This window comes from Streptomyces sp. PA03-5A (assembly GCF_033792725.1).
Lineage (GTDB): Bacteria > Actinomycetota > Actinomycetes > Streptomycetales > Streptomycetaceae > Actinacidiphila.
On sequence record NZ_JARAVL010000005.1, the window covers coordinates 260,227 to 282,955 of the forward strand.

A 22,729-nucleotide genomic window follows, 5' to 3' on the forward strand; every position below is an offset into this window, starting at 1 on the left:
TACGCACCCGTCAGCACCATCCGCGAGGAGCCCGCATGAGCACGCCGCACGAGGCCGTGGAGCCCCGACTGCCGCACCACCGGGTGGACGGCGCGCCGGGCCTGCCGCCGCTGATCCTCGGGCCGAGCCTGGGCACCTCGCTCGCCGTGTGGGACCCGCAGGTCCCCGCCCTCGCCCGCGGGCACCGCGTCATCCGCTGGGACCTGCCCGGCCACGGCGGCAGCCCCGCCGCGCTGCTCCCGGAGGGCGGCACGGTCGAGGACCTGGCCCGCTCGGTGCTGGCCCTCGCCGACGCGCTCGGCGCCGACCGCTTCGCCTACGCCGGCGTCTCCCTCGGCGGGGCCGTGGGGACCTGGCTCGCGATCCACCACCCCGAACGGGTCGCCGCGCTCGCGATCGTGTGCTCCTCCGCCGACTTCGGCGACCCGGACGGCTGGCGGGAACGCGCGGCCCTGGTCAGGGCGAAGGGCACGGGACCCGTCGCCGACACCGCGGCCACCCGCTGGTTCACCCCGGAGTTCGCCGGCGACCCCGCCGTCGGCGCCCTCCTGGACGACCTGCGCGCCGCCGACCCGGAGGCGTACGCGACCCTCTGCGACGCCCTCGCCGCCTACGACGTACGCGCCGACCTGTCCCGGATCACCGCGCCCACCCTCGTCGTCGCGGGCCGCGGCGACCCGGCGACCCCGGTCGCGGACGCCCGTGTCCTCGCCGACGGCATCCCCGGGGCGAGCCTCACCGAGGTGGCGCACGCCGCCCACCTGGCCGGCGTCGAGCGCCCGGCCCCCGTCCTCGCGGCGCTCCTGCAGCACTTCGCCACCGAGCCGGCCGCCGACGACGGCGCCCGCCACACCGAGGGCATGGCCGTCCGCCGTGCCGTGCTCGGCGACGCGCACGTCGACCGGGCGGTCGCCCGCACCACCGCCTTCACCGCCCCCTTCCAGGACTTCATCACCCGCTACGCATGGGGTGAGATCTGGACCCGGCCGGGCCTGAGCCGCAGGACCCGCAGCTGCATCACCCTCACCGCGCTGGTGGCCCACGGCCACCTGGACGAGCTGGCGATGCACGTGCGCGCCGCGCGGCACAACGGCCTGACCTGGGAGGAGATCCAGGAGGTCCTGCTCCAGTCCGCCGTCTACTGCGGCGTTCCCGCGGCCAACGCCGCGTTCGCCGTGGCGAACCGCATCCTCGAGGAAGAAGAGGAGTAGGAGAACACATGCAGCACCACACCACCGTCGCCATCGTCGGCGCCGGTCCCGCAGGCCTCCTGCTGGCCCGTCTGCTCCATCGCTCCGGCATCGACTGCGTCGTCCTGGAGAGCCGCGACCGCGAGTACGTCGAGCAGCGCCAGCGCGCCGGGATCCTGGAACAGGGCACGGTCGACGTGCTCCGCTCGTCCGGCGCGGGCGCGCGCCTGGACCGCGAGGGCCTCGTCCACGACGGCATCGAGCTGCGCTGGGACCGCCGCTCCCACCGACTGGACTTCCCGGCCCTCACCGGCGGACGGCGCGTGTGGGTCTACGCCCAGACCGAGGTCGTCAAGGACCTGATCGCCCTCCATCTCCAGGACGGGGCGCCGCTGCTGTTCGGCGCCCCTGTGCACGCGGTCGAGGGGGCCGATACGGACCGCCCGGTGGTCCGCTACCGCCACGAGGGCCGGGAGAAGACCCTCACCTGCGACTACGTCGTCGGCTGCGACGGCTTCCACGGCGTGACGCGCGCGGCGGTCCCGGAGCACGCCCGGCGGACGTACGAGCGGGTGTACCCCTTCTCGTGGCTGGGGATCCTCGCCGACGTCGCGCCGTCCTGCGAGGAGTTGATCTACGCGCACTCGCCCCGCGGTTTCGCGCTGCACAGCATGCGTTCCTCCCAGGTCAGCCGGCTCTACCTGCAGGTGCCGAGCGGCACCGATCCCGCCGAATGGTCCGACGAGCGGATCTGGGGCGAACTGGACGCCCGCTTCGCCCTCGACGGGGACTGGAAGCTGGAGCGCGGTCCCATCACCTCCAAGGCCGTGCTGCCGATGCGCAGCTTCGTGACCGAGCCGATGCGCTGGGGCCGCGTGCTGCTCGCCGGCGACGCCGCGCACATCGTGCCGCCGACCGGCGCCAAGGGCCTCAACCTGGCGGCCGCCGACGTCATCGTCCTGGCCCGTGCCTTCGCCGCCCTGGCGGAGACCGGTTCCTCCGCCCTGCTCGACGCCTACTCCGACACCTGCCTGCGGCGGGTGTGGCGTGCCGAGCACTTCTCCTGGTTCATGACCACGACCCTGCACACCGACCCGGCGCAGAGCGACTTCGACACCCGGCTGCAGATCTCCCAGCTCGACCGCATCGCCGCCTCCCCGCACGCGGCGGCCGAACTCGCCGAGAACTACGCGGGCCTGGAGATCGGTTAGCCCGGGACCGAACCTCTTACGCCTTGCTTACGTGCGGCCCCGGCGGTCCGCAACCGCCTCGCGCGGGCTTACGGTGAGGGGTATGGAAGGCAAGGGCACGCCGGTCGGCCGGCGCGTGGTGCTCGGGATGCTCGGGCTGGGCGCCCTGGGGGTGGCGTTCGGCAGCCGCGCGCAGGACGGACTGGACTCGGCGCTCTCCCAGGTGGCGGGGAAGGACCCCACCGGGCTCAGCGGACTGCTCCCCGGGGGCGGCGGCTTCCGCATCTACAACGTGGCGGACTCCGTTCCCCACCGGGACGCGACCGACTACCGCCTCACCGTCTCCGGCCTCGTCGACCGGAAGGCCACCCACACCCTGGCCGAACTGCGGGCGATGCCGCAGACCAGGATGGTGCGCGACGTGCAGTGCGTGACCGGGTGGCGCGTGCCGGGCACGCCCTTCGAGGGGGTGCGGCTGTCCCACCTCCTCGACCTCGCGGGCGTGCAGGACGGTGCCGGCGCCGTGCGCTTCACCTGCTTCGACGGGGTCTACAGCGAGAGCCTCACCCTCGAACAGGCCGTCAGGGACGACGTCCTGGTCGCCCTGCGGATGCAGGACAAGCCGGTGACCACGGCCCACGGCGGCCCCGTGCGGCTCTACGTGGCGCCGATGTACTTCTACAAGTCCGCCAAGTGGCTCTCGGGCATCGAGGTCACCCGGGACGTGCGGCCCGGCTACTGGGAGCACTACGGCTACGACGTCGACGCCTGGGTCGGCCGCTCGAACGGACGCCACGATGACCCCACGTCCTGAGACCGTGCGCCGCTTCACCCGCGGCGAGCGCTGGGTGCACCGCAGCACGGCCGCCCTGATGCTGGTCTGCCTCTGCACGGCGGCGGCCCTCTACCTGCCCCCGCTCGCCGAACTCGTCGGCCGCAGGCGGCTGGTGGTCACCGTGCACGAATGGTCGGGCATCGCCCTGCCGCTGCCCGCCCTCGCGGGCCTCGCCTCCCGCGCCTTCCGGCGCGACCTGCGGCTGCTCAACCGGTTCGCCCCCTACGACCGGGGCTGGCTGCGGGACGCGCTGCGCCGCGTCCCCCACGACCGTCGTGCGGCGGGGAAATTCAACGCCGGGCAGAAGCTGTACGCGTCCTTCGCCGCGGGCGCGGTGCTCGTCATGCTCGGCACCGGGCTGCTGATGATGTTCCCGCACCTGAGCGGCTTGGTGTGGCGTACCGGCGCGACCTTCGTCCACGACTGGCTGGCCCTGGCGGTGGCCGTGGTGGTCGCGGGACACCTGTGGATGGCGGCCGACGACCCGCAGGCGCGGCTGGGGATGCGCACCGGGTTCGTCACGCCGGAATGGGCGCGCCGCCACCATCCGCGGTGGGAGCGTACGGAGTCCGAGGAGCCTGGGGAGCACGGCGGGTCCGGGGAGCCCGGGGACCGGCCGCGCACCCCCGCCGCCTGACGCCCCGTAGGGGCAGACGCGCGGCCCGCGGGTCCAGGGGGTCAGTGAACCAGACAACGGTGTCAGCTTCTTGACGTGCCGTCGACGCCCGCCGTCGGCGGCGCGTCGTCATGTTCATGTAATTTTTGCCGTCCGGCATCTACTCGCATAGACCCCTGGGGCCCCATCCTGGCTTCGCACACCAGTACCACCTGTTCGGTTCCGCATCCGGTTGCACCGCCATGCCCGCGCGTCACACCGCGCCCGTCAGTGACTGGAGTCCCCATGCGCCGAATCACGACCGGCTTCGCCGCCACCGCGGTCGCCGCCGTCGCCACCGTCGTCTTCACCGTCCCCGCCCAGGCCGCACCCGCCGACAAGGCCCAGGTGCTCGCCGGTTGGACCCAGACCAGCGCCTCGAGCTACAACGCCTGGTGGTCCGCCCGCGGCAACCAGGGCGCCTGGGCCGCCTACGGCTTCGACTGGTCCACCGACTACTGCAGCAGCTCCCCGGACAACCCCTTCGGCTTCCCGTTCCAGAACTCCTGCGCCCGGCACGACTTCGGCTACCGCAACTACAAGGCGATGGGCTCCTTCTCCGCCAACAAGAGCCGCCTCGACAGCGCCTTCTACGAGGACCTCAAGCGCATCTGCGCCGGCTACAGCGGCGCCACCGCGACCGCCTGCAACAGCACCGCCTGGACCTACTACCAGGCGGTCAAGGCCTTCGGCTGACCCGTACGCCGAGCGGCCCGGCACCGGTCGTTCCGGTGCCGGGCCGCTTCGCGGAGCCGGGTCAGGCGACCGTACCGGACTTGGCGATCTCGACGCGGGCGCTGGTCGCGCCGGTGCGGGAGCCGAGCGACTCGATCTTCTTGACGACGTCCATGCCGTCGACGACCTCGCCGAAGACCACGTGCTTGCCGTCGAGCCAGTCGGTGACGATCGTGGTGATGAAGAACTGCGAGCCGTTGGTGTTCGGGCCCGCGTTGGCCATGGAGAGCTGGCCGGGCTTGGTGTGCTTGAGCTGGAAGTTCTCGTCGGCGAACTTCTCACCGTAGATGCTCTTGCCACCGGTGCCGTTGCCGGCGGTGAAGTCGCCTCCCTGGAGCATGAAGTCGGGGATCACGCGGTGGAAGTGCGAACCCTCGAAGCCGAAGCCGTGCTCGCCGGTGGCGAGCTCACGGAAGTTCCGCGCGGTCTTGGGGACCACGTCGTCGAACAGGGTGAACACGATCCGTCCGGCGGGCTCGCCGTCGATCGTGATGTCGAAGAACACGTCGTTGCTGTTCATGCCCCCATTTTCGCATCCATCACGCCCGGCCTCCGACGCGCCCCGCGGAAACGCGCTTGACGGGTGACCCGGCCGGACACCAGCATCCGGGGCATGCCCGAACCCGTGACCCTGGAAGGCAAGCACGTCCGCCTGGAGCCGCTGAGCGCCGCCCACGCGGACGGGCTGCTGCGCGCCGCCGACGAATCCCGCGACACCTACGCCTACACAAAGGTGCCGGCCGACCGCGAGGCGATGGCGCGCTACGTCGAGGAGGCCCTCCAGGACCAGGCGACCGGGGCCGCGCTCCCCTTCGCCGTGCGGGACGTCCAGCGTGGCGCCCTGATCGGCTCCACGCGGTTCCTCGACCTCGACCACTGGACGGCCACCCCCGCCTGGCCCGCCGGCCGCTCCGTGCCCCGCAGCGGCGCGGTGCCCACCGTCGCCGAGATCGGCAGCACCTGGCTCGGCGCCTCCGCCCAGCGCACCCCCTGCAACACCGAGGCGAAGCTGCTGCTGCTCACCCACGCGTTCGACGTGTGGGACGTGTTGCGCGTCACCCTGAAGACGGACGCGCGCAACGCGCGCTCCCGCGCGGCGATCGAGCGCATCGGCGGCCGTTTCGAGGGCATCCGCCGCGCCCACACCCTCGCCGTGGACGGCACCGTCCGCGACAGCGCGTACTACTCCATCGTCGCCGGCGAGTGGCCCGGCGTCCGCGCCGCGCTGGAGGCCCGTCTCGTCTGAGCCGGGCACCGACGCGGAAGGGCGGGCCCCTGCGGGGGCCCGCCCTTCCGTACGTGCGGAGCGGCCGTTACGGGATGCGGACGCCCGCCTCCGCCGAGAGGCGGTCGATCTCGGCGAGCTCGTCCGCGGTGAGCGGGCCCGCGTCGAGGGCGGCGAGGTTCTGGTCGAGCTGGGCGACGCTGCTCGCGCCGATGAGGACGGAGACGACCCGCGGGTCGCGCAGCACCCAGCTCAGGGCCAGCTGCGCCAGGGTCTGACCGCGCTCGCCGGCGAGCTTGTTGAGGGCGTGCAGGAAGGTGAGCTTCCGCTCGGTCAGGGCGTCGCGCTTGAGGAAGTGGCCGAGCGCCATCCGCGAGTCGGCCGGCACGCCCTGGAGGTATCGGTCGGTGAGCTGGCCCTGGGCGAGCGGCGAGTACGCGATGAGCGCGGTGCCGGTGTCGCCGACGGCGTCGAGGACCCCGGCCTCCGGGTCGCGCTGGAGGATGCTGTAGGCGGCCTGGTGGATCAGCAGCGGGGTGCCCAGCTCGCGCAGGATCTCCGTCGCCCGGCGGTGCGCCTCGGCGGGGTAGTTGGAGATGCCGGCGTACAGGGCCTTGCCCTGGCGGACCGCGGAGTCCAGGGCGCCCATGGTCTCCTCCAGGGGCGTGTCCGGGTCGAAGCGGTGCGAGTAGAAGACGTCCACGTGGTCCAGGCCCATGCGGCCCAGCGACTGGTCCAGCGACGAGAGCAGGTACTTGCGGCTGCCCCATTCGCCGTACGGTCCCGGCCACATGTCGTACCCGGCCTTGGTGGCGATGAAGAGCTCGTCGCGGTACGGGCGGAAGTCCTGGGCGAACAGGGTGCCGAAGTTGGCCTCGGCCGAGCCGGCGGGCGGGCCGTAGTTGTTGGCCAGGTCGATGTGGACCACGCCGCGGTCGACGGCGCGGCGCAGCACCGCGCGCTGGTTCTCCAACGGCGAGGTGTCGCCGAAGTTGTGCCACAGGCCCAGGGACACGACGGGCAGCAGGACCCCGCTGCGCCCGGTCCTGCGGTATTCCATCGAGGCGTAGCGGTCGTCGGCGGCGAGGTAGGGCACGCGAGGTCTCCCGGGCGATGTAAGAAAATGTGCGGGATTGGGAGGCTACCGTCGCCCAATCGGCGCTGTCACGTCCGTTCTCCGGACGGCGGCCGTCGTGCACGTCCCCTTCTGGCCCCGCCGGAGGGGTGGTTGTGGCGCACGCCACACCGCGGAACGCCTCGGTGCGGCCCGTCCGGGAATCGCGGACCCCCCTCGGCGGTTGGATCCGGGGGGTGTTCCTCCGGGGGACCTCAGGACGGCGCGGTCCGGGGCGGGTTGGACCGGAACACGTCCTGCCTTATCCGGCATTAAGCCGCCTAACCGGACATATGCGTCCACAGTGCATGCGTAGGGAATCGATGCGTGATGGGTGTCACGCGCCGAACACGCAGCGGAGGCCACGGGCCACGCAGCGTCTAATTTTCCCGCCGAATTTCACCGGGTGATATCACGCAATTACCGTGGGACAGTTTTCCGCCTACGCAGAGCGGACACTTCTCACCTAAAGTCACAGAAGCGGATGATCGACTTGCGGTCCGCCGGGGGGCGTGATTCCGGTCCTTGCTCCGGGACGATTCCGTCGTTTAGCTTCCAGATCTCGCAGGACAAATTCCTGCGAGATTCTTCCGGGTAGAACGCCTAGTCCTGCCGCTGCCCGGACGCCGGATGACAAGACCGCACGGCAGGAGCGGGGGACCCAGGTAGTTTGCCGTTCCCGTTGGTCTCGGGACGGCTAGGGGTGAAGTCGCAGCGACATGCCTTTATTTGGCATGCCCCATTGCGGCCGGGCATCTCCAGCCCGAACCCGACAGCTTACCTCGCAGGCGTCGGAGAGGAATTCGGCATGCCCGGTAAGGGAAAGCACCGTCGTCCGCGGAACACCCGCATCACCCGTATCAGCGCGCTGGCCGGCACCACCGGCGCCGCCGTGGCGCTCCCGATCGTCGGCGCCACCGGTGCCCACGCCGCTCCCGTGAGCGTCTGGGACAAGGTCGCGGCCTGCGAGAGCACCAACAACTGGTCCATCAACACCGGTAACGGCTTCTACGGCGGACTGCAGTTCACCCAGAGCACCTGGGCCGGCTTCGGCGGCACGAAGTACGCCCCGCGCGCCGACCTTGCGACCAAGGCGGAGCAGATCGCCGTCGCGGAGAAGGTCCTCGCGACCCAGGGTCCGCAGGCCTGGCCCGTGTGCGGTCCCAAGGCCGGTCTGACGAAGGCCATGGCCAACCCGTCGGCCACCCCGCAGAGCGTCTCCGGCACCGCCGCGAAGCCGGCCGCCAAGCCCGCCGCCCCCGCCAAGAAGGCCGAGGCGCCGAAGGCCGCCACCGCCGAGCCGAAGAGCGCCGGCGGCTCCTACAAGGTCGCCGGCGGCGACACCCTCTCCAAGATCGCCGACGCCCGGTCGGTCGAGGGCGGCTGGCAGAAGCTGTACGCGAACAACGAGTCGGTCATCGGCGGCGACCCGAACCTGATCTACCCGGGCCAGGTCCTGTCCCTGGGCGAGAAGTCCGCCGCCAAGAGCGCGCCCAAGGCCGCGAAGGCCGCCCCGGCCGCCAAGCCGGCCGCCGCCAAGGCCGCCAGCACCTCCGGCTACACCGCCCCGCTCGACCACGTCACCCTGGGCACCGCCTACCACCAGGCCGGTGCCATGTGGTCCAAGGGCTACCACACCGGTGTCGACTTCATCGCCTCGACCGGCACCAAGGTGAAGTCGATCGCCGGCGGCACCGTGGTCTCCGCGGGCTGGGGCGGTTCGTACGGCAACCAGGTCGTCGTCAAGCACGCCGACGGCCGGTACTCGCAGTACGCCCACCTGTCCGCGCTGTCGGTCTCGGCCGGTCAGACGGTCTCCGCCGGTCAGCAGCTGGGCCTGTCGGGCGCCACCGGCAACGTGACCGGTCCGCACCTGCACTTCGAGGTGCGCACCACCCCCGACTTCGGCTCCGACATGGACCCGCTGGCATACCTGCGTGCCCACGGCGTCAACGTCTGATCGGACTGATCGACCGTCATCCGTCGGTAGGCTGTGCCCTGTTCCCCGTTTGTAGGGAACAGGGCACATGCCTTTGGTCTGTGACCGAAAACGGATCGAATATTTCCATTTCTTGTGTCCTCTCGAACGGTCGATCAGTAGCCTCTCTCGCACGTGGTCGTGTCCACGACCACGAATCCTGATCGCCGACGAGCTGGAGCCGTTGATGGAACGCCCTGCCTGGGCCCCCCAGGGGATCGATCTTTCCGTGCCGAGCGTGTCCCGCATCTACGACTACTACCTGGGCGGTTCGCACAACTTCGAGGTCGACCGGGAGGCGGGACGGCGGGCCATCGAGGCCTTCCCGGGGCTGCCGAAGATCATGCAGGCCAACCGGGCGTTCATGCGCAGGGCCGTGCGTTACTCCGTCGACCAGGGCATCACCCAGTTCCTCGACATCGGCTCCGGCATCCCCACCTTCGGCAACGTCCACGAGGTCGCCCAGGCCGCCAGTCCCGGCGCGCACGTCGTCTACGTCGACCACGACCCGGTCGCCGTCGCCCACAGCCGTGCCGTGCTGGAGGGCCACGAGAACGCCGCCATCGTCGCCGCCGACCTGCGCTCGCCCCGCGACATCCTGGACAGCGCGCAGGTGCGCGGGCTCATCGACCTGGAGCGCCCGGTCGCGCTGCTCCTCGTCGCGGTCCTGCACTTCCTCGAGGACGCCGACGAACCGGCCAAGGCCGTGGCCGAACTGCGCGACGCCATCGCCCCCGGCAGCCTGCTGGTCGTCACCCACGCCTCGGTCGAGGGAGGCCCGCGCAGACCCGAGGAGGGGGAGCGGGTCGAGAACGTCTACCGCAGCGCGAGCTCGCCGCTGATCATGCGGTCGCGGGCCGAGGTCGAGCGCTTCTTCGACGGCTTCGACCTCGTCGAACCCGGCCTGGTCTCCGCGCCGTTGTGGCGCCCCGACGGCACGGACGACGACGAGCTCGCCCCGGTCGTCTTCAGCGGGTTCGCGGGCGTCGGCCGCAAGGCGTGACCGTGAGCAGGGAGCCCGGCCCGGAGCCGGAGCCCGCCGACAGCCTGCGGCGCTTCGCGATCATCTGGAGCCGGGCGATCTACCCGGCCACCGCCACCTCCATGACACGCGGCGAGTTCGAGGAGTACCTGCTCCCGCTCGCCGCGCGTCTCGACGCCACGCTGCGCGCGCAGCCCTTCGACCCCCGCCCGGCCGCGGAGGTCGGCGCCGCGCTCGTGGCCGCGCACTGCACCGATCCCGAGGCGCTGCCCCGCATCCTCGACGTCGTCGACGCCTACCTGCTGCTGTACTGCCCGCCCGGCCCCGCCCTGTTCCCCGAGGACGGCCGCACCCGCTGCAACCGCCTGCAGCACTGGGTGGCCGCCGGGTACGCCCGGGCCTTGCAGGAACGCACGCGGACCGAGCAGGAGGCCCTCTCCAAGGCGGCGCTCGCCGCCCGGGCCGCCACCGAGCAGGCCCTGCACGAGAGCGAGGTCCGTTTCCGGGCGGTCTTCCAGGACGCCTCCATAGGCATCGGCATCGCCGACATGGACGGCCGCATCCTGGACGTCAACGCCGCCCTCACCACCATGTTCGGCGGCCTGGAACGCCACATCCGCAGCAGGAACGTCTACGACTGGGCGCACGCCGACGACGCCCCCGAGGTCTGGGAGATGCAGCGCCAGCTCAACCGGGGCGAGCGCGACCACTACCGCATCGAGAAGGCCTACTACCGGCCCGACGGCACCGCGCTGTGGACCAACCTGACGGTCTCCCTGCTGCGCGACGCCGGCGGGACCCCGCAGTACATGCTCGCGCTGATGGAGGACATCACCGAGGAACGCCTGCTCAGCGAGCGGCTGCGGTACGAGGCGACCCACGACGCGCTCACCGGCCTGGCCAACCGCAACCTCTTCTTCGAGCGACTGGAGCAGACGCTGAACGGCCCCGAGGGCGTGGGCGTCGGCGTCTGCTACCTCGACCTGGACGGCTTCAAGGACGTCAACGACAGCCTCGGCCACGCCATCGGCGACCGGCTCCTGGTCGCTGTCGCCGAACGCCTCCAGGCCTGCGTCACCTCGCCCGACCAGCTCGTGGCCCGCATCGGCGGCGACGAGTTCGCCGCACTGGTGGTCAACCCCGCCAGCCGCGCGGACATCACCGGCCTGGCCGACCTGATCCTGGCCGCGCTGGCCGACCCGATCCGGGTGGACGGCCGCGAGCTGTCCGTACGGTGCAGCATCGGCATCGTCGAGGGCCAGGCCGGCTCCCTGGGCCCCGCCGAGGTGCTGCGCAGCGCCGACATCACGATGTACCGGGCCAAGGCCGCGGGCGGGAACCGCTTCGAGCTGGCCGACCCCGACTCCGACGCGCGCGCCATCACCCGGCACGGGCTGACCAACCGGCTGCCGACGGCCCTGGAGCGCGGCGAGTTCTTCATCGAGTACCAGCCGCTGGTACGGCTCGGCGACGGCAGCGTCCGCGGCGCCGAGGCACTGGTGCGCTGGTGCCATCCGGTGCACGGGATCCTCGGTCCCGACCAGTTCATCCCGCTCGCCGAGAGCACCGGGCTGATCGTGCCGCTCGGCCACTGGGTGCTGCAGCAGGCCGCCTGGCAGGCCCGGGACTGGCAGTTCCCGCGCAGCGACGGCCACCCGCTGCGGATCAACGTCAACCTCTCCCCAGCCCAGCTCGGCCACCCCGGCCTCGTCCCGGAGACCCTCGCGGTGATCAAGGACGCCGGGCTGGAGCCGACCGCGCTGTGCCTGGAGGTCACCGAGAGCGCCTTCATCGGCGCCGACGAGGAACTGCTGCGCCCGTTGCGGGAGTTCGCCGAGCTCGGCATGGCCATCGCCCTGGACGACTTCGGCACCGGCTACTCCAACCTCGCCTCGCTGCGCCGGCTGCCCATCACCACCCTCAAGCTCGACCGCTCCTTCACGCGCGGGATGCAGCAGCAGCAGGCCGACCCGGTGGACGTGAAGATCGTGGAGATCGTCGTCGACCTGGCGCACACCCTCGGGCTGTCGGTGACGGTGGAGGGCGTCGAGACCGGCACCCAGGCCGAGCACCTGCGCGCGCTGGGCTGCGACACCGCGCAGGGCTGGTACTACGCGAGGCCCGGCCCGCCCGACCGCCTCCACTCGCTCTCGCTGGTCGACACCACGCCCTGAGCACACGGTCGGGGTACGGCGCCCACCGGCTCAGGGACGCACGTCGAGGACGTCGAGGAACCGCCGCAGAGCGTCGTTGAACTCCTCCGGCCGCTCCAGGTTCGGCAGGTGCCCGGCGTCCTCGACGACCACGAGCCGCGAGCCGCGGACGGCCGCGTGCATGGCCTCGGCCTCGGCGACGGGGGTGTACACGTCGTCCCGGCCGACCACGATCAGCGTGGGCACCCGGATCGCGGCCAGCACGGCCCCGTAGTCGGGCCGCCGGGCCCGGCCGCGCAGGGCCGCCGCGGCGCCCTCGGGGGAGGTGCCGCGCATCATCCGCAGCACGTGCGCGGCCACTTCGGGGAGCGCGGTCACGTTGCGGGGCGTGATCATCCGGTCGAGCACCTCGCCGGCGTAGCCGTCCATCCCCTCGGCCAGCAGCCGCTCCGCCATCGCGTTCCGGGCCCGCCGCCCCTGCGCCGTCTCGGCGCCGGGGAAGGTGTCGGCGAGCACGAGCCCGGCCACCCGGCCGGGGAACAGCCGCTGGAACTCCATGACGATCTGACCGCCCATCGACAGCCCGCCGACGACGGCCTCCGGCACGCCCAGGCGGTCCATCAGGGCGGCGATGTCGCGGGCGAAGGTCTCCAGCGGGGTGACCCCCGGGACCACCTCGCTCGCGCCGTAGCCGCGCAGGTCAGGCACGACCACCCGGCGGCCGGCCGCCGCCGCGGGGACCTGCGGGGCCCACATCGAGCGGTCGAAGGGATGGCCGTGCACCAGCACCAGGGGGGTTGCGGGCCCGTCCCCCGCGTCGTCGTACGCCAGTGTGACGCCGTTGACCGATGCCGTCGGCAAGGGGATCTCCTCGTCTCGCACGTTCCCCTTCCCGCAGGGGAGTTGACCGCGATGCTAGGTTCCCCTCCCGGCTCGGTGCAATAGCATCTTTGCTCTCGGTGCAATACGGGAATTGCCTCGGAGGAGGAACACCGATGGACGACTACCGCACGGTCGCGGACGCCGTGGCGGCCGACATCGCCGCCGGACGGCTGCGCCCCGGCGACCGGCTCGCACCGCAGCGGACCTTCGCGCGGCAGCGTGGCATCGCCAACTCCACGGCGATCCGCGTCTACGCCGAACTCGCCCGCCGCGGCCTGGTCGTGGGCGAGGTGGGACGCGGTACCTTCGTGCGTGCCGCATCGCCCGCCACGGGACCCGCCCTCGCCGAGCCGGCACCCCAGCGGATCGACCTGGAGCTGAACCACCCCGTCGCCGAGGGCCAGTCGCAGCTGCTCGCCCCCGGGCTCGCCGCGCTGCAGCGCCCCGACGTCCTCGGCGCCGCGCTGCGCCCGCTGACGGCCGCGGGCACCCCGGCCGCGCGTGACGCCTTCGCCGAACTGCTCGCCCGCACCGGCCCACGCCCCGACCCCGGGCGGCTGCTCTTCGCGGGCAACGGACGTCAGGCCATCGCCGCCGCCCTGGCCGCGCTCGTCCCGCCCGGCGGCCGGCTCGCCGTGGAGGCGCTCACCTACCCCGTGGTCAAGGCGCTCGCCACACGGCTCGGGATCGCCCTCGTCCCCGTCGCCTGCGACGAGCACGGGATGCGTCCCGACGCCCTCGCGGAACTCCACCGGGCCGCCCCGCTGCACGCGCTCTACACCCAGCCCACCCTGCACAATCCGCTCGGCGTCACCATGCCGGAGGGCCGCCGGGCCGAACTCGCCGGCGCCCTCGGCCGGCTGGGCCTGCACGCCGTCGAGGACGCCGTCTGGGGATTCCTCGCCGCGGACGCCCCGCCGCCGCTCGCGGCATACGCCCCCGACCGCGTGGTCCTGGTCGACAGCCTCTCCAAGCGGCTCGCCCCCGGGCTCACCGCCGGCGTCGTGCTCACTCCGCGGGAGCTATCCGCCCCGGTTTCCGCGGCCTTGCGCTCGGCGGGCACCGCGGCCTCCGGTTTCGCGCTGGCCGCCGCCTGCCGGTGGATCGCCGACGGCGCCGTCGACGCGGTGGTGGCGGCCAAGCGGCGCGACGCGGCCGCGCGGGCCCGCATGGCCGCCGAGCGCCTCGCCGGGTTCTCGGTCGCGGCGGATCCGCGTGCCTGCTTCTGCTGGTGGCGGCTGCCCGGGCCCTGGCGCGCCGACACCTTCGTCGCGGCCGCCGCCCGGCAGGGCATCGCCGTCACCCCCGCGGCCGCCTTCGCCGCGGGCCGCGGCAGCGCGCCGCACGCCGTACGGATCGGCCTCGCCTCGCCGTCCCTGCAGGTCCTGGACGACGCGCTGGGCGTCCTCGCGCGGATCGCCAGGGGCGGTCCCGAGGACAATTGCGCCGACTGATCACAAGGGGCGGCGAATCCTAGCGAGTCGCCCGCACATGCCTCCGGAAAATGCCCCAACTCACCTTTTTCGCGTACGGGATGAGTAACGTTCCGTGCTGTTCCGTATACCAGAAGTGGCGGCGAAGGGGTGCGCGTGCCCGGCATAGACGAGTGCCTTTCCGAGGCGCTGGCGATTCCCGGTGTGCTCGGGGCGAGCGTGGTCGACTGGAGCAGCGGCCTGCTCCTCGGGGCGGTCGGGCAGGAGCCGGGACACGGTCACGAGGCGGCCGCCGCGGACACCACCGAGGCGGCGCGGGCGGTCGTGGAGGGCGGCACCTTCACCGCGAAGGAGTCCGGAAGGGTGCCGGTCGAGGACATCATCATCACCGCCCCGGGGAGTTACCACCTCATCCGCTTCCTCGACACCTCCTTCGACAGCGACGTCATCCTCTACCTGTGGCTGGACCGGTCGATGGCCAACCTGGCCGTCGCCCGGCTCGGGCTGCAGTCCATCGCCGAGCGGCTGGTGCTCGTATGACGGGCACGGAGGCGGGGCGGCCGGCACTGGCCATGCGCGGTCTGCCCCGGCGCATTCCGGCGCGCGGCAGCGCGCCGGCCCAGGTCCGCGCCGGGGTGGTGGGCGCGTACGCCTTCACCGCCGCACTGGCCCGGCTCGCGGAGGCGAGGGCCAGCGGGGCGCTGTACGGATCGGCGGGGGCGGTCTACCTGCGCGACGGGGCGATCGTCCACGCCGAGAGCCCCTGCGCCCCCGACCTCGGGGTACGGCTCATGGCCTGCGGGCTGCTCTCCCCGGACCAGTGGCGCGAGGCGGTCACCACCGCGAGCGCCGAGCGCGGCGTCGGCGGGCACCTCGTCGACACCGGGCGGGTGGCCCGCGGGGAGCTCGAGCTCTGCCACCTGCTGGCGCTCTTCGACGCCTCCTACTTCACCCTGCTGCCCGACTCGGAACCCGACCGGTTCCAGCCGGGCGCCACCTCCCGGCTGGGTCCCATCTCCCGGCCGGTCCCCGCCCAGCGCGTGGCCAGGGAGGCGCAGCGGCGCCGCGCGCAACTGGAGCGGGCCTGGCCGTGGGACGACACCGACGCCGGCCCCGTCGTCCCCCGCTCCGAGGGCGGGGTGCGGGGCGGCCGGGCCAGGGCCCCCACGCCCGCCCAGCTGGCGGTGCTGGCGGCGGCGGACGGATCCCGTACGCCGGTCCAGATCGCCTGGCACCTGGGACGTTCCGCCTTCGCGACCCTGCTGGACGTCCGTCGGCTGGCCGCGACCGGCCGGATCAGCATGCCGGTCCGCGCCCAGGCACCCGGGGCTCCGGCTCCGGCCCGCCCAGCGCCCGTGCCGCCAGCGCCGGTGGCGCCCACGCCCTTCGCCCACGGCGGATCGCAGTCGGCGGTCCTGTCGTCCTCCGATCCCTCAGTCGCCCTGTTGCTACGACTTCGTGCCGCCCTGGAGGCCCGCCTGTGAGCGCCCTGCCGACCCGCCCGGCGCCCGCCGAACGACCGTGGAGGAAGGCTCTGCGGCAGCTCGCCGGAAGGAGACAGCTGGTGGCACTCGAAGCCGATGTACTGGCCGAACTCCGGAGCCTGCGGGCGAGGGTGCCGCACCTGACGGGCGGGCTCGTCGCCAGCGTCGACGGCCTGGTCGTCGCGCACGACCTGAGCGGGCCGGAACCGGAGGGGGTCGCCGCGCTGACCGCCGCGGCACTGGGCGTGGCGGCCCGCATCACGGAGGCCACCGAGTGCGGCGGCTTCCGGGAACTGCTCGTCAGGGGCGACCGCGGGTACATCGCCGCGTACGCCGCCGGCGGGGCCATGGCCCTCGCCCTGGTGGCGGGACCCGGCTCCAACGTGGGCCGCCTGCACCTGGAGGCACGCCGATCCAGTCGACGGATCGAGGATCTCGTCGACCTCGCGCTCCAACGTCAGGAGCGGAAATGACCGCAGGACCCAGCTCATCAGCCGACAAGCCGTCGGGCACCGCACGCGGCCGCGCCGTTACCGGACCCAGGCATTCGTCACGTCAGAGAACTCAACGACAAGGAAGTGAGACCGCAATGGCCAACACCGAGACCGCGCTGAAGGATGTCATGACGTCGATCGAGGGCGTCCTGGGCGTCGCTCTCGTGGACTACGGCAGCGGCATGGCCCTGGGCACCCTCGGGGGCTCCAAGGACCTCGACCTGACCGTCGCGGCCGCGGGCAACACCGACGTGGTCCGCGCCAAGATGCGCACCATGGAGATGCTCAACCTCAAGGAGCACATCGAGGACATCCTGATCACGCTCAACACCCAGATCCACATGATCCGGCTGCTGACCGGCCGCTCGGGCAAGGGGCTGTTCCTCTACGTCGCGCTGGACAAGGACCGGGCGAACCTGGCGATGGCCCGCCACCAGCTCAGGCGCATCGAATCCGACCTGGAGGTCTGACCCGCCCCCCCCACGAGCCCGCGGCCGAGGGCGGCCCGGCACATGAGGCGCAGGCCGACGTGTGCCGGGCCCCGCCCTGCCGTGGCCGGGGGTCACGCGGCCCCTGCGACCGGCAGACGTGTGCCGAACATGCCCTCCACGGCGCTCCGTTCGGCCTCGTCCGGCTGGATGCTGTGGCACGAGGTGCCGGCGGTGCTCCCGGACATCAGGCTGGAGCGGGGCCCAGGCTTCTTGTCGTCGAGACCGAGGATGTGACAGTTCGTGCGCCGCGATCCATGTCGGGTCGTAGCCCTCGTGCACCGCCTGGCGGCAGATGTGGACGGTGCCGCGGCCGGGTTCCTCCTGTTCCGCGTAGGGCCGGCCGCCGAAGGCGACGATGCGGACGTCCGCGAACCAGCCGGGGGAGCACCGGCTCGAACGCCACGTTGTCCACCGCCTCGCTCCACGCGGCGACGGCTCCGGTGACCGCGCCGGTGAACTCGCCCGCGGCCGCCACGGCGGGCAAGCACCGAGCGGCGCCGGAGATGGGGGATGCGGGGTCTGGGGAGGCTCCTTCGTCCTGCGGGGGCGGGTGCGTGCCGGTCCGGCCGGTCGGCAGGTCGCGCACACGCCACCCGTAGGCCTTGGCCGTCGGTGCAGGTCACGTCGCTGATGTTCGGGACGTGACGGTGCGGTCCGACCGGCGGTAGCGCTCGCGGAGCGCCGCGGATGGCGACGGGGCGGGGCCTCCCCGGCCCGCTACCGGCTCGTGGCGGACGCGGGTGCCGAGGGCGAAGCGGCGGAGTGGCCGCCGTGGTGCGCCCCCTCCTCGACCCTGCCGCCCAGCTTCTCGCGCACCGGCGCCAGCGCCTCGGGATCGGCCTCCACCACCCAGCGCTCCCCGATCAGGTAGGAGCCGCCGTACGGCTCCGCCTCCTCCAGCCACGACTTCTGGCCGGCCTCGCTGGTGAAGGTGAGCATCACATAGGCACCGCGTGCCGTCGTGCACGCCCCCTGGCGCAGCTCCTTCACGTCGGTCTGCAGCTGCGGGGTGCACCCGACGGCCTCGCCGATCCGCTCCAGGGCGACCGGACCGCCCGCCGCATCCGTGTCCTGGCCGCCGCAGCCCGCCACCGCCAGCGCGACGACCGCCACCGCGGCCACCTTCGGGCCCCACGCACGGAACACGGACACCGGCATCACCTTTCCTCGACTCCTGGCACGGGCGACACACGTCCCGCACGCGCACCGCGCGCGGGACGACGCTAACCCGAACGGCCCCATGACCCGTACAGCCTTGCGAAAAGCCCGCCCATGGGCGCGCGGTATGAAAAAATCCGCCGCCGCACGCTCCGGAGGACCTGGCACCCCGTGACTCCGACACCTCCGATCGGGCATACTCCAACGCGCCGAAGCCGCAGGTCGGACCATGCCGTGACCCGGCAGGAGACCATCGGTCTACGGTCGACAACCCGGTAGCGCCGCCACACCCTGTGCGGACGCCGCCGCAGCGCCCGACAGGGAGGAGAGTGCCGCCATGTCCCACGACGGCCTTCAGCCGGTGGACCGACAGCTTCCCACCGAGGAGGCCCGCGACCTGCTCGCGCTCGTACGCGAGCTGGCCCAGCGGGAGATCAAGCCCAGGGCGGCCGAGGAGGAGGACGCGGGCGTCTTCCCGCGCGAGGTCTTCCGCCTCATCGGCGAGGCGGGGCTGCTCGGACTGCCCTACCCGGAGGAGCACGGCGGCGGTGGCCAGCCGTACGAGGTCTACCTGCAGGTCCTGGAGGAACTGGCGGCGGCGCGCCTGACCGTCGGTCTCGGGGTGAGCGTGCACACCCTGGCCTGCCACGCGGTCGCCCAGTTCGGCAGCAAGGAGCAGCGCACCGAGCACCTGCCGGCCATGCTCGGCGGCTCCCTGCTCGGCGCCTACAGCCTTTCCGAGCCCGCCTCCGGCTCCGACGCCGCGTCCCTGCGGACCCGTGCCACCCGCGAGGGCGACGCGTGGCGGATCGAGGGCACCAAGGCGTGGATCACCCACGGCGGTGTCGCGGACTTCTACACGGTGCTCGCCCGCAGCGGCGCCGAGGGCCCGCGCGGCATCACCGCGTACCTGGTGCCCGGCGACGCGGAGGGCCTGACCGCGGCGGTCCCGGAGAAGAAGATGGGCATGAAGGGGTCGCCCACGGCCCAGGTCCACTTCGACGGCGTGACCGTCCCCGACAGCCGCCGCGTCGGTGACGAGGGCCAGGGCTTCACCATCGCGCTGGCCGCGCTCGACTCCGGCCGCCTCGGCATCGCCGCCTGCGCCATCGGCGTCGCCCAGGCCGCCCTCGACGAGGCGCTCGCGTACGGGATGACCCGGCAGCAGTTCGGCCGTCCCGTCGTGGACTTCCAGGGGCTGCGCTTCATGATCGCCGACATGGCCACCAAGATCGAGGCCGGCCGGGCGCTGTACCTCGCGGCCGCCCGGCTGCGGGACGCGGGCCGGCCGTTCTCCCGGCAGGCGGCCATGGCCAAGCTGTTCTGCACGGACGCCGCGATGCAGGTGACCACGGACGCGGTGCAGCTGCTCGGGGGCTACGGCTACACCGCCGACTTCCCCGTCGAGCGGTACATGCGCGAGGCCAAGGTGCTGCAGATCGTCGAGGGCACCAACCAGATCCAGCGCATGGTGATCGCCCGCAGCCTCGCAGGGCCGGAGAGCAAGGAGCACTGAGACGGTCGTGCCGCGCCGCCCGGCGGGGGCGGCGCGGCACCGTGCGTACGGTGGGCGCGGGTCAGGCCGCGCGCTGGAACGGCACGCGGATCGGCTGCGAACCGGGTCCGCCCACGTGGGAGAACGGCTGCGTGCGCCAGTCCAGCCCGGCGGGGAGCGTCAGCAGCGCGCCCCACTCCGTGTCGTCGTCCCGGGCGTCGCCGGGGGCCGGCGAGGCCTCGGCGGTGGCACGCCCCGAGCCGGGGCAGACCGTCAGCCCGAAGGGGTTCCAGGGCGAGGCGCACAGCGCGTGCTGCGGCAGGACGTCCTCGTCGGTGAAGAGCGCGATCGGGCGGGCGCAGTCGGGGCAGTGCACCCGGAAGATCTCAAAGCCTTCGTCGTCGAAGGCGTCTTCGGCGTCTTCCGCCGTCAGCAGCTCGAACGGCTCGCGACGTTCGTGCTCCTCCTCGAGCGCCACCAGCGTGCGTTCGCCGCGGCTGTGTCGTGCATGGGTGCGCATGGGTGCATCTCCCCCTCAGAAGAACGCCCACCAGCGGGGCAGACCGGGCTCTCGGCCTCGGCCATAGCGAGCATTTCCCGCCACCCGCCCGCGGTAATCACCGCCACTCCGAAAGGCGTTGACATCGGGTGTGGCCTTCGTCACACAGTCCTCCGCTAGGGTGCTCCGCGCCCCCGCCGGCGATGCCGTGCGCCCGCTCCGCGCCCTTCCGGAGATCAGTCCTCGCGCGTCGCCCCGGCGTCGCGCGGCGCTGCGGTGCTCTTCCTGACGACCAGTCTGACGCCCAGCTCCATACGGGTGTTGCTCTTGTCGCCGGCCTCGTCGGGCTGGGACAGCCGGAGCAGCATCCGGGCGGCCTCCTCGGCCATCTCGACCAGCGGCTGGTTGACGGTGGTGAGCGACGGGCTCGCCCACTGGGCGAGCGGGATGTCGTCGTAGCCGACCACGGACAGGTCGCGCGGCACCTGCAGACCCTTGACCCGGGCCGCCTCCAGGACGCCGAGCGCCTGCAGGTCGCTGCCGGCGAAGATGGCGGTCGGCGGGTCGGGCCGCTCCAGCAGGGCGAGGGCCCCGTCGTGCCCGCCCTGCACGTGGAAGTCCCCGTAGCGGATCAGGTCGTTGTCGACGGTGAGCCCCGCCATGCCCATGGCCGAGCGGAAGCCGTCGAGACGGGCCAGGGAGCACAGCATGTCGTCGGGCCCGGTGATGATGCCGATGCGGCGGTGGCCGAGGTCGATGAGGTGCCGGGTGGCCGCGACGCCGCCGGCCCAGTTCGCCGAGCCCACGGACGGGACGTCGGGTTCGGGATCGCCGGCCGGGTCGATGATCACGAAGTTGATGGCCCGTGAGCGCAGCTTGCGCTTGATGTCGTCGGGCAGCGAGGAGAAGACCAGGACGACGCCGAGCGGCCGGCGGCGCAGCACGCCCTCGATCCACTCGGGGCCGGGGGCGTGGCGGGTGCCGCTCTCGGTGAGCACCACGCTCATGTTGCGGCTCTTGGCGACGTTCTCCACGCCCCGGATGAGCTCCATCGCCCAGACGCTCTCGAGCTCGTGGAAGACGATCTCGATCAGCCGCGACTCGGGCTGGGTGGGGGAGGGGCGCTGGTAGCCGTTCGCCTCCAGCAGGCGCTCGACCTTGCTCCGGGTCGGCGCGGCCACATCGGGACGTCCGTTGAGCACCTTCGAAACTGTCGAAAGTGAGACGCCCGCTTTCGAAGCCACGTCGGCCAGGGTGATACGGCCCTCGGTCTCATCATCACGCATGCGGCACAGGATAGAGCACCGCCCTTCGGTAACGGTTTGGTCGCGTCAATTCCACGCTGTTGACCCCGGCGAGGAGGGAGCCTACGGTCCGTCGTCAGGCGAATTTCGGCAAAGCGGCCGAAACTTTCGAGAGGTCGATCATGAAGAAGCGTGCGTGGTTCCCCCGTGCCGTCGCCGGCGGCGCGACACTGGCACTGGGCCTGACCCTGACCGCCTGCGGCGGCGATGGCGCCTCCGCGGGAGGCGATTCCGGGACGATTCACGTCCTCGTGTACGGCGACTCCGCGAACAAGGTGGAGAAGGCGATCGTCGCCGAGTTCAACAAGACCTCGAAGGTCAAGGCCGTCCTCGACACGGTCCCCGGCGCGGACTACCAGCAGAAGCTGCAGACCGTCATCAACACCAAGCAGGCCCCCGACGTCTTCTTCAACTGGGGTGGCGGCAGCATCCAGCCGTTCGTGAAGGCCGGTCTGCTGCTCCCGCTCGACGACTTCATCAAGAAGGACCCGGGCCTGAAGGACAACTTCCTGTCCTCGGTCTTCAACACGGCGGTCGTCGACGGCAAGTCCTACGGCGTGCCGATGCGCGGCACCCAGCCGGTGCTGATGTTCAACAACAAGAAGGTCCTCGCGGACGCGGGCGTCCAGCCCCCGCAGACCTGGGACGAGCTCATCGACGCGGTCAAGAAGCTCAAGGCCAAGGGCGTCACCCCGATCGCGCTCGGCGGCGGCGACCAGTGGCCGACGCTGATGTGGTTCGAGTACCTCTACGACCGCGTCGCCGGCCCGGAGCTGTTCACCAAGGCCCTCGGCGGCGACAAGAGCGCCTGGGAGAGCGAGGACAGCAAGAAGGCGCTGGGCATGCTCAAGGAGCTCATCGACGCCGGCGCCTTCGGCACCAACTTCGACTCGGTGAAGTTCACCGACGGCGGCTCGCCCCAGCTCCTCGCCAGCGGCAAGGCCGGCTTCGAGCTCATGGGCTCCTGGGAGTACTCCACGCAGCAGGACGCCAGCCCGGACTTCGCCAAGAACGACCTCGGCTACACCAACTTCCCGACCGTCACCGGCGGCAAGGGTGACGCCGCGAACGTCGTCGGCAACACCAACAACTTCTACTCGGTGCTGAAGAAGACCGAGCACCCCGAAGCGGTGGCGGAGTTCCTCAAGCTGATGTACTCCGACGACTTCGTGAAGCAGCAGCTGGCCATCGGCAACCTGCCGACCACCACGAACACCACCAAGTTCCTCGACTCGGCCGACAACCCGGACTACCTGAAGTACCAGTTCGACCTGGTCCAGAAGGCACCCTCGTTCCAGCTGTCGTGGGACCAGGCCTACCCGCCGTCGGGCATCACGCCGATCCACCAGGCCGTGCAGCAGTTCTTCAACGGCCAGGTCGACGCGGACGGCTTCATCAAGGCCATGCAGGCCCTGCCCACCTCCTGAGAGCG

23 protein-coding genes and 1 riboswitch are annotated in these 22,729 nt (G+C 72.2%); of the genes, 16 read left to right on the forward strand and 7 right to left on the reverse strand.

Annotated features, from left to right (window positions below; all coding sequences use genetic code 11):
* The first annotated feature begins 35 nt into the window (after positions 1-35).
* The 5 genes from pcaDC (at position 36) to PV410_RS08515 (ending at position 4,566) form a co-directional block, all read left to right on the forward strand.
* Complete coding sequence (gene pcaDC / locus PV410_RS08495) at positions 36-1,211, forward strand: bifunctional 3-oxoadipate enol-lactonase/4-carboxymuconolactone decarboxylase PcaDC (protein ID WP_500323343.1); 1,176 nt, start codon at positions 36-38, stop codon at positions 1,209-1,211.
* Positions 1,212-1,219: 8 nt separating this feature from the next.
* Positions 1,220-2,401 (forward strand): 4-hydroxybenzoate 3-monooxygenase, encoded by a 1,182-nt coding sequence (locus PV410_RS08500; protein WP_500323345.1) that lies wholly within the window; start codon positions 1,220-1,222, stop codon positions 2,399-2,401.
* A gap of 82 nt (positions 2,402-2,483) precedes the next feature.
* Entirely contained in the window at positions 2,484-3,194 is a 711-nt protein-coding gene (locus PV410_RS08505; protein WP_500323346.1) for a molybdopterin-dependent oxidoreductase, read from the forward strand.
* Positions 3,178-3,852, forward strand: coding sequence for a cytochrome b/b6 domain-containing protein (locus tag PV410_RS08510; RefSeq protein WP_500323348.1), 675 nt, complete (start codon positions 3,178-3,180; stop codon positions 3,850-3,852). The genes PV410_RS08505 and PV410_RS08510 overlap by 17 nt, the downstream gene beginning before the upstream one ends.
* A gap of 264 nt (positions 3,853-4,116) precedes the next feature.
* Positions 4,117-4,566, forward strand: coding sequence for a phospholipase (locus PV410_RS08515; RefSeq protein ID WP_500323349.1), 450 nt, complete (start codon positions 4,117-4,119; stop codon positions 4,564-4,566).
* Positions 4,567-4,627: 61 nt separating this feature from the next.
* On the opposite strand, the gene PV410_RS08520 is transcribed toward PV410_RS08515, so the two are convergent.
* Positions 4,628-5,125 (reverse strand): peptidylprolyl isomerase, encoded by a 498-nt coding sequence (locus PV410_RS08520; RefSeq protein ID WP_499515533.1) that lies wholly within the window; start codon positions 5,123-5,125, stop codon positions 4,628-4,630.
* A 93-nt stretch (positions 5,126-5,218) separates the two neighbouring features.
* Between PV410_RS08520 and PV410_RS08525 the strand changes: the two genes are divergently transcribed.
* Positions 5,219-5,851 (forward strand): GNAT family N-acetyltransferase, encoded by a 633-nt coding sequence (locus PV410_RS08525; protein ID WP_500323351.1) that lies wholly within the window; start codon positions 5,219-5,221, stop codon positions 5,849-5,851.
* A gap of 67 nt (positions 5,852-5,918) precedes the next feature.
* Here PV410_RS08525 and PV410_RS08530 read toward each other — a convergent pair whose 3' ends face one another.
* Positions 5,919-6,926, reverse strand: coding sequence for an aldo/keto reductase (locus PV410_RS08530; RefSeq protein WP_500323353.1), 1,008 nt, complete (start codon positions 6,924-6,926; stop codon positions 5,919-5,921).
* Positions 6,927-7,558: 632 nt separating this feature from the next.
* Positions 7,559-7,750, forward strand: a riboswitch (cyclic di-AMP (ydaO/yuaA leader).
* A 2-nt stretch (positions 7,751-7,752) separates the two neighbouring features.
* On the opposite strand from PV410_RS08530, the gene PV410_RS08535 reads away from it, so the two are divergent.
* The 3 genes from PV410_RS08535 (at position 7,753) to PV410_RS08545 (ending at position 12,078) form a co-directional block, all read left to right on the forward strand.
* Entirely contained in the window at positions 7,753-8,904 is a 1,152-nt protein-coding gene (locus tag PV410_RS08535; protein WP_500323354.1) for a transglycosylase family protein, read from the forward strand.
* Positions 8,905-9,109: 205 nt separating this feature from the next.
* Positions 9,110-9,925 carry an SAM-dependent methyltransferase gene (locus tag PV410_RS08540; RefSeq protein ID WP_500323356.1) on the forward strand — a complete coding sequence of 272 codons (816 nt, stop codon included), beginning with the start codon at positions 9,110-9,112 and terminating at the stop codon, positions 9,923-9,925.
* Entirely contained in the window at positions 9,922-12,078 is a 2,157-nt protein-coding gene (locus PV410_RS08545; protein WP_500323358.1) for a putative bifunctional diguanylate cyclase/phosphodiesterase, read from the forward strand. Before PV410_RS08540 ends, PV410_RS08545 begins: the two co-directional genes overlap by 4 nt.
* A 30-nt stretch (positions 12,079-12,108) precedes the next feature.
* Here PV410_RS08545 and PV410_RS08550 read toward each other — a convergent pair whose 3' ends face one another.
* Positions 12,109-12,918 carry an alpha/beta fold hydrolase gene (locus PV410_RS08550; RefSeq protein WP_500323359.1) on the reverse strand — a complete coding sequence of 270 codons (810 nt, stop codon included), beginning with the start codon at positions 12,916-12,918 and terminating at the stop codon, positions 12,109-12,111.
* A 134-nt stretch (positions 12,919-13,052) separates the two neighbouring features.
* On the opposite strand from PV410_RS08550, the gene PV410_RS08555 reads away from it, so the two are divergent.
* The 5 genes from PV410_RS08555 to PV410_RS08575 all read left to right on the forward strand — a co-directional run bounded on the left by PV410_RS08555 (position 13,053) and on the right by PV410_RS08575 (position 16,820).
* Complete coding sequence (locus PV410_RS08555) at positions 13,053-14,393, forward strand: aminotransferase-like domain-containing protein (RefSeq protein ID WP_500323360.1); 1,341 nt, start codon at positions 13,053-13,055, stop codon at positions 14,391-14,393.
* A 135-nt stretch (positions 14,394-14,528) separates the two neighbouring features.
* Positions 14,529-14,912: a hypothetical protein gene (locus tag PV410_RS08560; RefSeq protein ID WP_499515541.1), complete on the forward strand. Its 384-nt coding sequence runs from the start codon at positions 14,529-14,531 to the stop codon at positions 14,910-14,912.
* Positions 14,909-15,856, forward strand: a complete 948-nt coding sequence (locus PV410_RS08565) for a transcriptional regulator (RefSeq protein WP_500323362.1) — start codon at positions 14,909-14,911, stop codon at positions 15,854-15,856. Before PV410_RS08560 ends, PV410_RS08565 begins: the two co-directional genes overlap by 4 nt.
* Positions 15,857-15,936: 80 nt before the next feature.
* On the forward strand, positions 15,937-16,329 hold the full coding sequence (locus PV410_RS08570; protein WP_089223339.1) for a roadblock/LC7 domain-containing protein: 393 nt from the start codon (positions 15,937-15,939) through the stop codon (positions 16,327-16,329).
* A gap of 116 nt (positions 16,330-16,445) precedes the next feature.
* Positions 16,446-16,820, forward strand: coding sequence for a hypothetical protein (locus tag PV410_RS08575; protein ID WP_500323363.1), 375 nt, complete (start codon positions 16,446-16,448; stop codon positions 16,818-16,820).
* Positions 16,821-16,912: 92 nt separating this feature from the next.
* Here PV410_RS08575 and PV410_RS08580 read toward each other — a convergent pair whose 3' ends face one another.
* Together PV410_RS08580 and PV410_RS08585 are read right to left on the reverse strand one after the other, a co-directional pair.
* The gene (locus PV410_RS08580) at positions 16,913-17,464 is read right to left on the reverse strand and encodes a snapalysin family zinc-dependent metalloprotease (protein ID WP_500323364.1); all 552 of its coding nucleotides are present in this window, start codon (positions 17,462-17,464) and stop codon (positions 16,913-16,915) included.
* Positions 17,465-17,558: 94 nt separating this feature from the next.
* Entirely contained in the window at positions 17,559-17,993 is a 435-nt protein-coding gene (locus PV410_RS08585; protein WP_499515544.1) for a hypothetical protein, read from the reverse strand.
* 343 nt (positions 17,994-18,336) lie between these two features.
* Here PV410_RS08585 and PV410_RS08590 point away from each other — a divergent pair, with 343 nt between their 5' ends.
* Complete coding sequence (locus PV410_RS08590) at positions 18,337-19,515, forward strand: acyl-CoA dehydrogenase family protein (protein ID WP_500323365.1); 1,179 nt, start codon at positions 18,337-18,339, stop codon at positions 19,513-19,515.
* Between the two features lie 61 nt (positions 19,516-19,576).
* On the opposite strand, the gene PV410_RS08595 is transcribed toward PV410_RS08590, so the two are convergent.
* Together PV410_RS08595 and PV410_RS08600 are read right to left on the reverse strand one after the other, a co-directional pair.
* Positions 19,577-20,014 (reverse strand): hypothetical protein, encoded by a 438-nt coding sequence (locus PV410_RS08595; RefSeq protein ID WP_500323366.1) that lies wholly within the window; start codon positions 20,012-20,014, stop codon positions 19,577-19,579.
* A gap of 215 nt (positions 20,015-20,229) precedes the next feature.
* Positions 20,230-21,279: a LacI family DNA-binding transcriptional regulator gene (locus tag PV410_RS08600; RefSeq protein ID WP_500323367.1), complete on the reverse strand. Its 1,050-nt coding sequence runs from the start codon at positions 21,277-21,279 to the stop codon at positions 20,230-20,232.
* A 140-nt stretch (positions 21,280-21,419) separates the two neighbouring features.
* On the opposite strand from PV410_RS08600, the gene PV410_RS08605 reads away from it, so the two are divergent.
* The gene (locus PV410_RS08605) at positions 21,420-22,724 is read left to right on the forward strand and encodes an ABC transporter substrate-binding protein (protein WP_500323368.1); all 1,305 of its coding nucleotides are present in this window, start codon (positions 21,420-21,422) and stop codon (positions 22,722-22,724) included.
* The last annotated feature ends 5 nt before the right edge of the window (positions 22,725-22,729 follow it).

Excerpts from the sequence above, each read along its gene's own strand:
- PV410_RS08565 (WP_500323362.1), top strand. The coding sequence starts at position 14,909 with ATGACGGGCACGGAGGCGGGGCGGCCGGCACTGGCCATGCGCGGTCTG.
- PV410_RS08595 (WP_500323366.1), bottom strand. The coding sequence starts at position 20,014 with ATGCGCACCCATGCACGACACAGCCGCGGCGAACGCACGCTGGTGGCG.
- PV410_RS08590 (WP_500323365.1), top strand. The coding sequence starts at position 18,337 with ATGTCCCACGACGGCCTTCAGCCGGTGGACCGACAGCTTCCCACCGAG.
- PV410_RS08500 (WP_500323345.1), top strand. The coding sequence starts at position 1,220 with ATGCAGCACCACACCACCGTCGCCATCGTCGGCGCCGGTCCCGCAGGC.
- PV410_RS08510 (WP_500323348.1), top strand. The coding sequence starts at position 3,178 with ATGACCCCACGTCCTGAGACCGTGCGCCGCTTCACCCGCGGCGAGCGC.
- PV410_RS08575 (WP_500323363.1), top strand. The coding sequence starts at position 16,446 with ATGGCCAACACCGAGACCGCGCTGAAGGATGTCATGACGTCGATCGAG.
- PV410_RS08605 (WP_500323368.1), top strand. The coding sequence starts at position 21,420 with ATGAAGAAGCGTGCGTGGTTCCCCCGTGCCGTCGCCGGCGGCGCGACA.
- PV410_RS08600 (WP_500323367.1), bottom strand. The coding sequence starts at position 21,279 with ATGCGTGATGATGAGACCGAGGGCCGTATCACCCTGGCCGACGTGGCT.
- PV410_RS08555 (WP_500323360.1), top strand. The coding sequence starts at position 13,053 with ATGGACGACTACCGCACGGTCGCGGACGCCGTGGCGGCCGACATCGCC.
- PV410_RS08520 (WP_499515533.1), bottom strand. The coding sequence starts at position 5,125 with ATGAACAGCAACGACGTGTTCTTCGACATCACGATCGACGGCGAGCCC.
- pcaDC (WP_500323343.1), top strand. The coding sequence starts at position 36 with ATGAGCACGCCGCACGAGGCCGTGGAGCCCCGACTGCCGCACCACCGG.
- PV410_RS08535 (WP_500323354.1), top strand. The coding sequence starts at position 7,753 with ATGCCCGGTAAGGGAAAGCACCGTCGTCCGCGGAACACCCGCATCACC.
- PV410_RS08515 (WP_500323349.1), top strand. The coding sequence starts at position 4,117 with ATGCGCCGAATCACGACCGGCTTCGCCGCCACCGCGGTCGCCGCCGTC.
- PV410_RS08540 (WP_500323356.1), top strand. The coding sequence starts at position 9,110 with ATGGAACGCCCTGCCTGGGCCCCCCAGGGGATCGATCTTTCCGTGCCG.
- PV410_RS08525 (WP_500323351.1), top strand. The coding sequence starts at position 5,219 with ATGCCCGAACCCGTGACCCTGGAAGGCAAGCACGTCCGCCTGGAGCCG.
- PV410_RS08505 (WP_500323346.1), top strand. The coding sequence starts at position 2,484 with ATGGAAGGCAAGGGCACGCCGGTCGGCCGGCGCGTGGTGCTCGGGATG.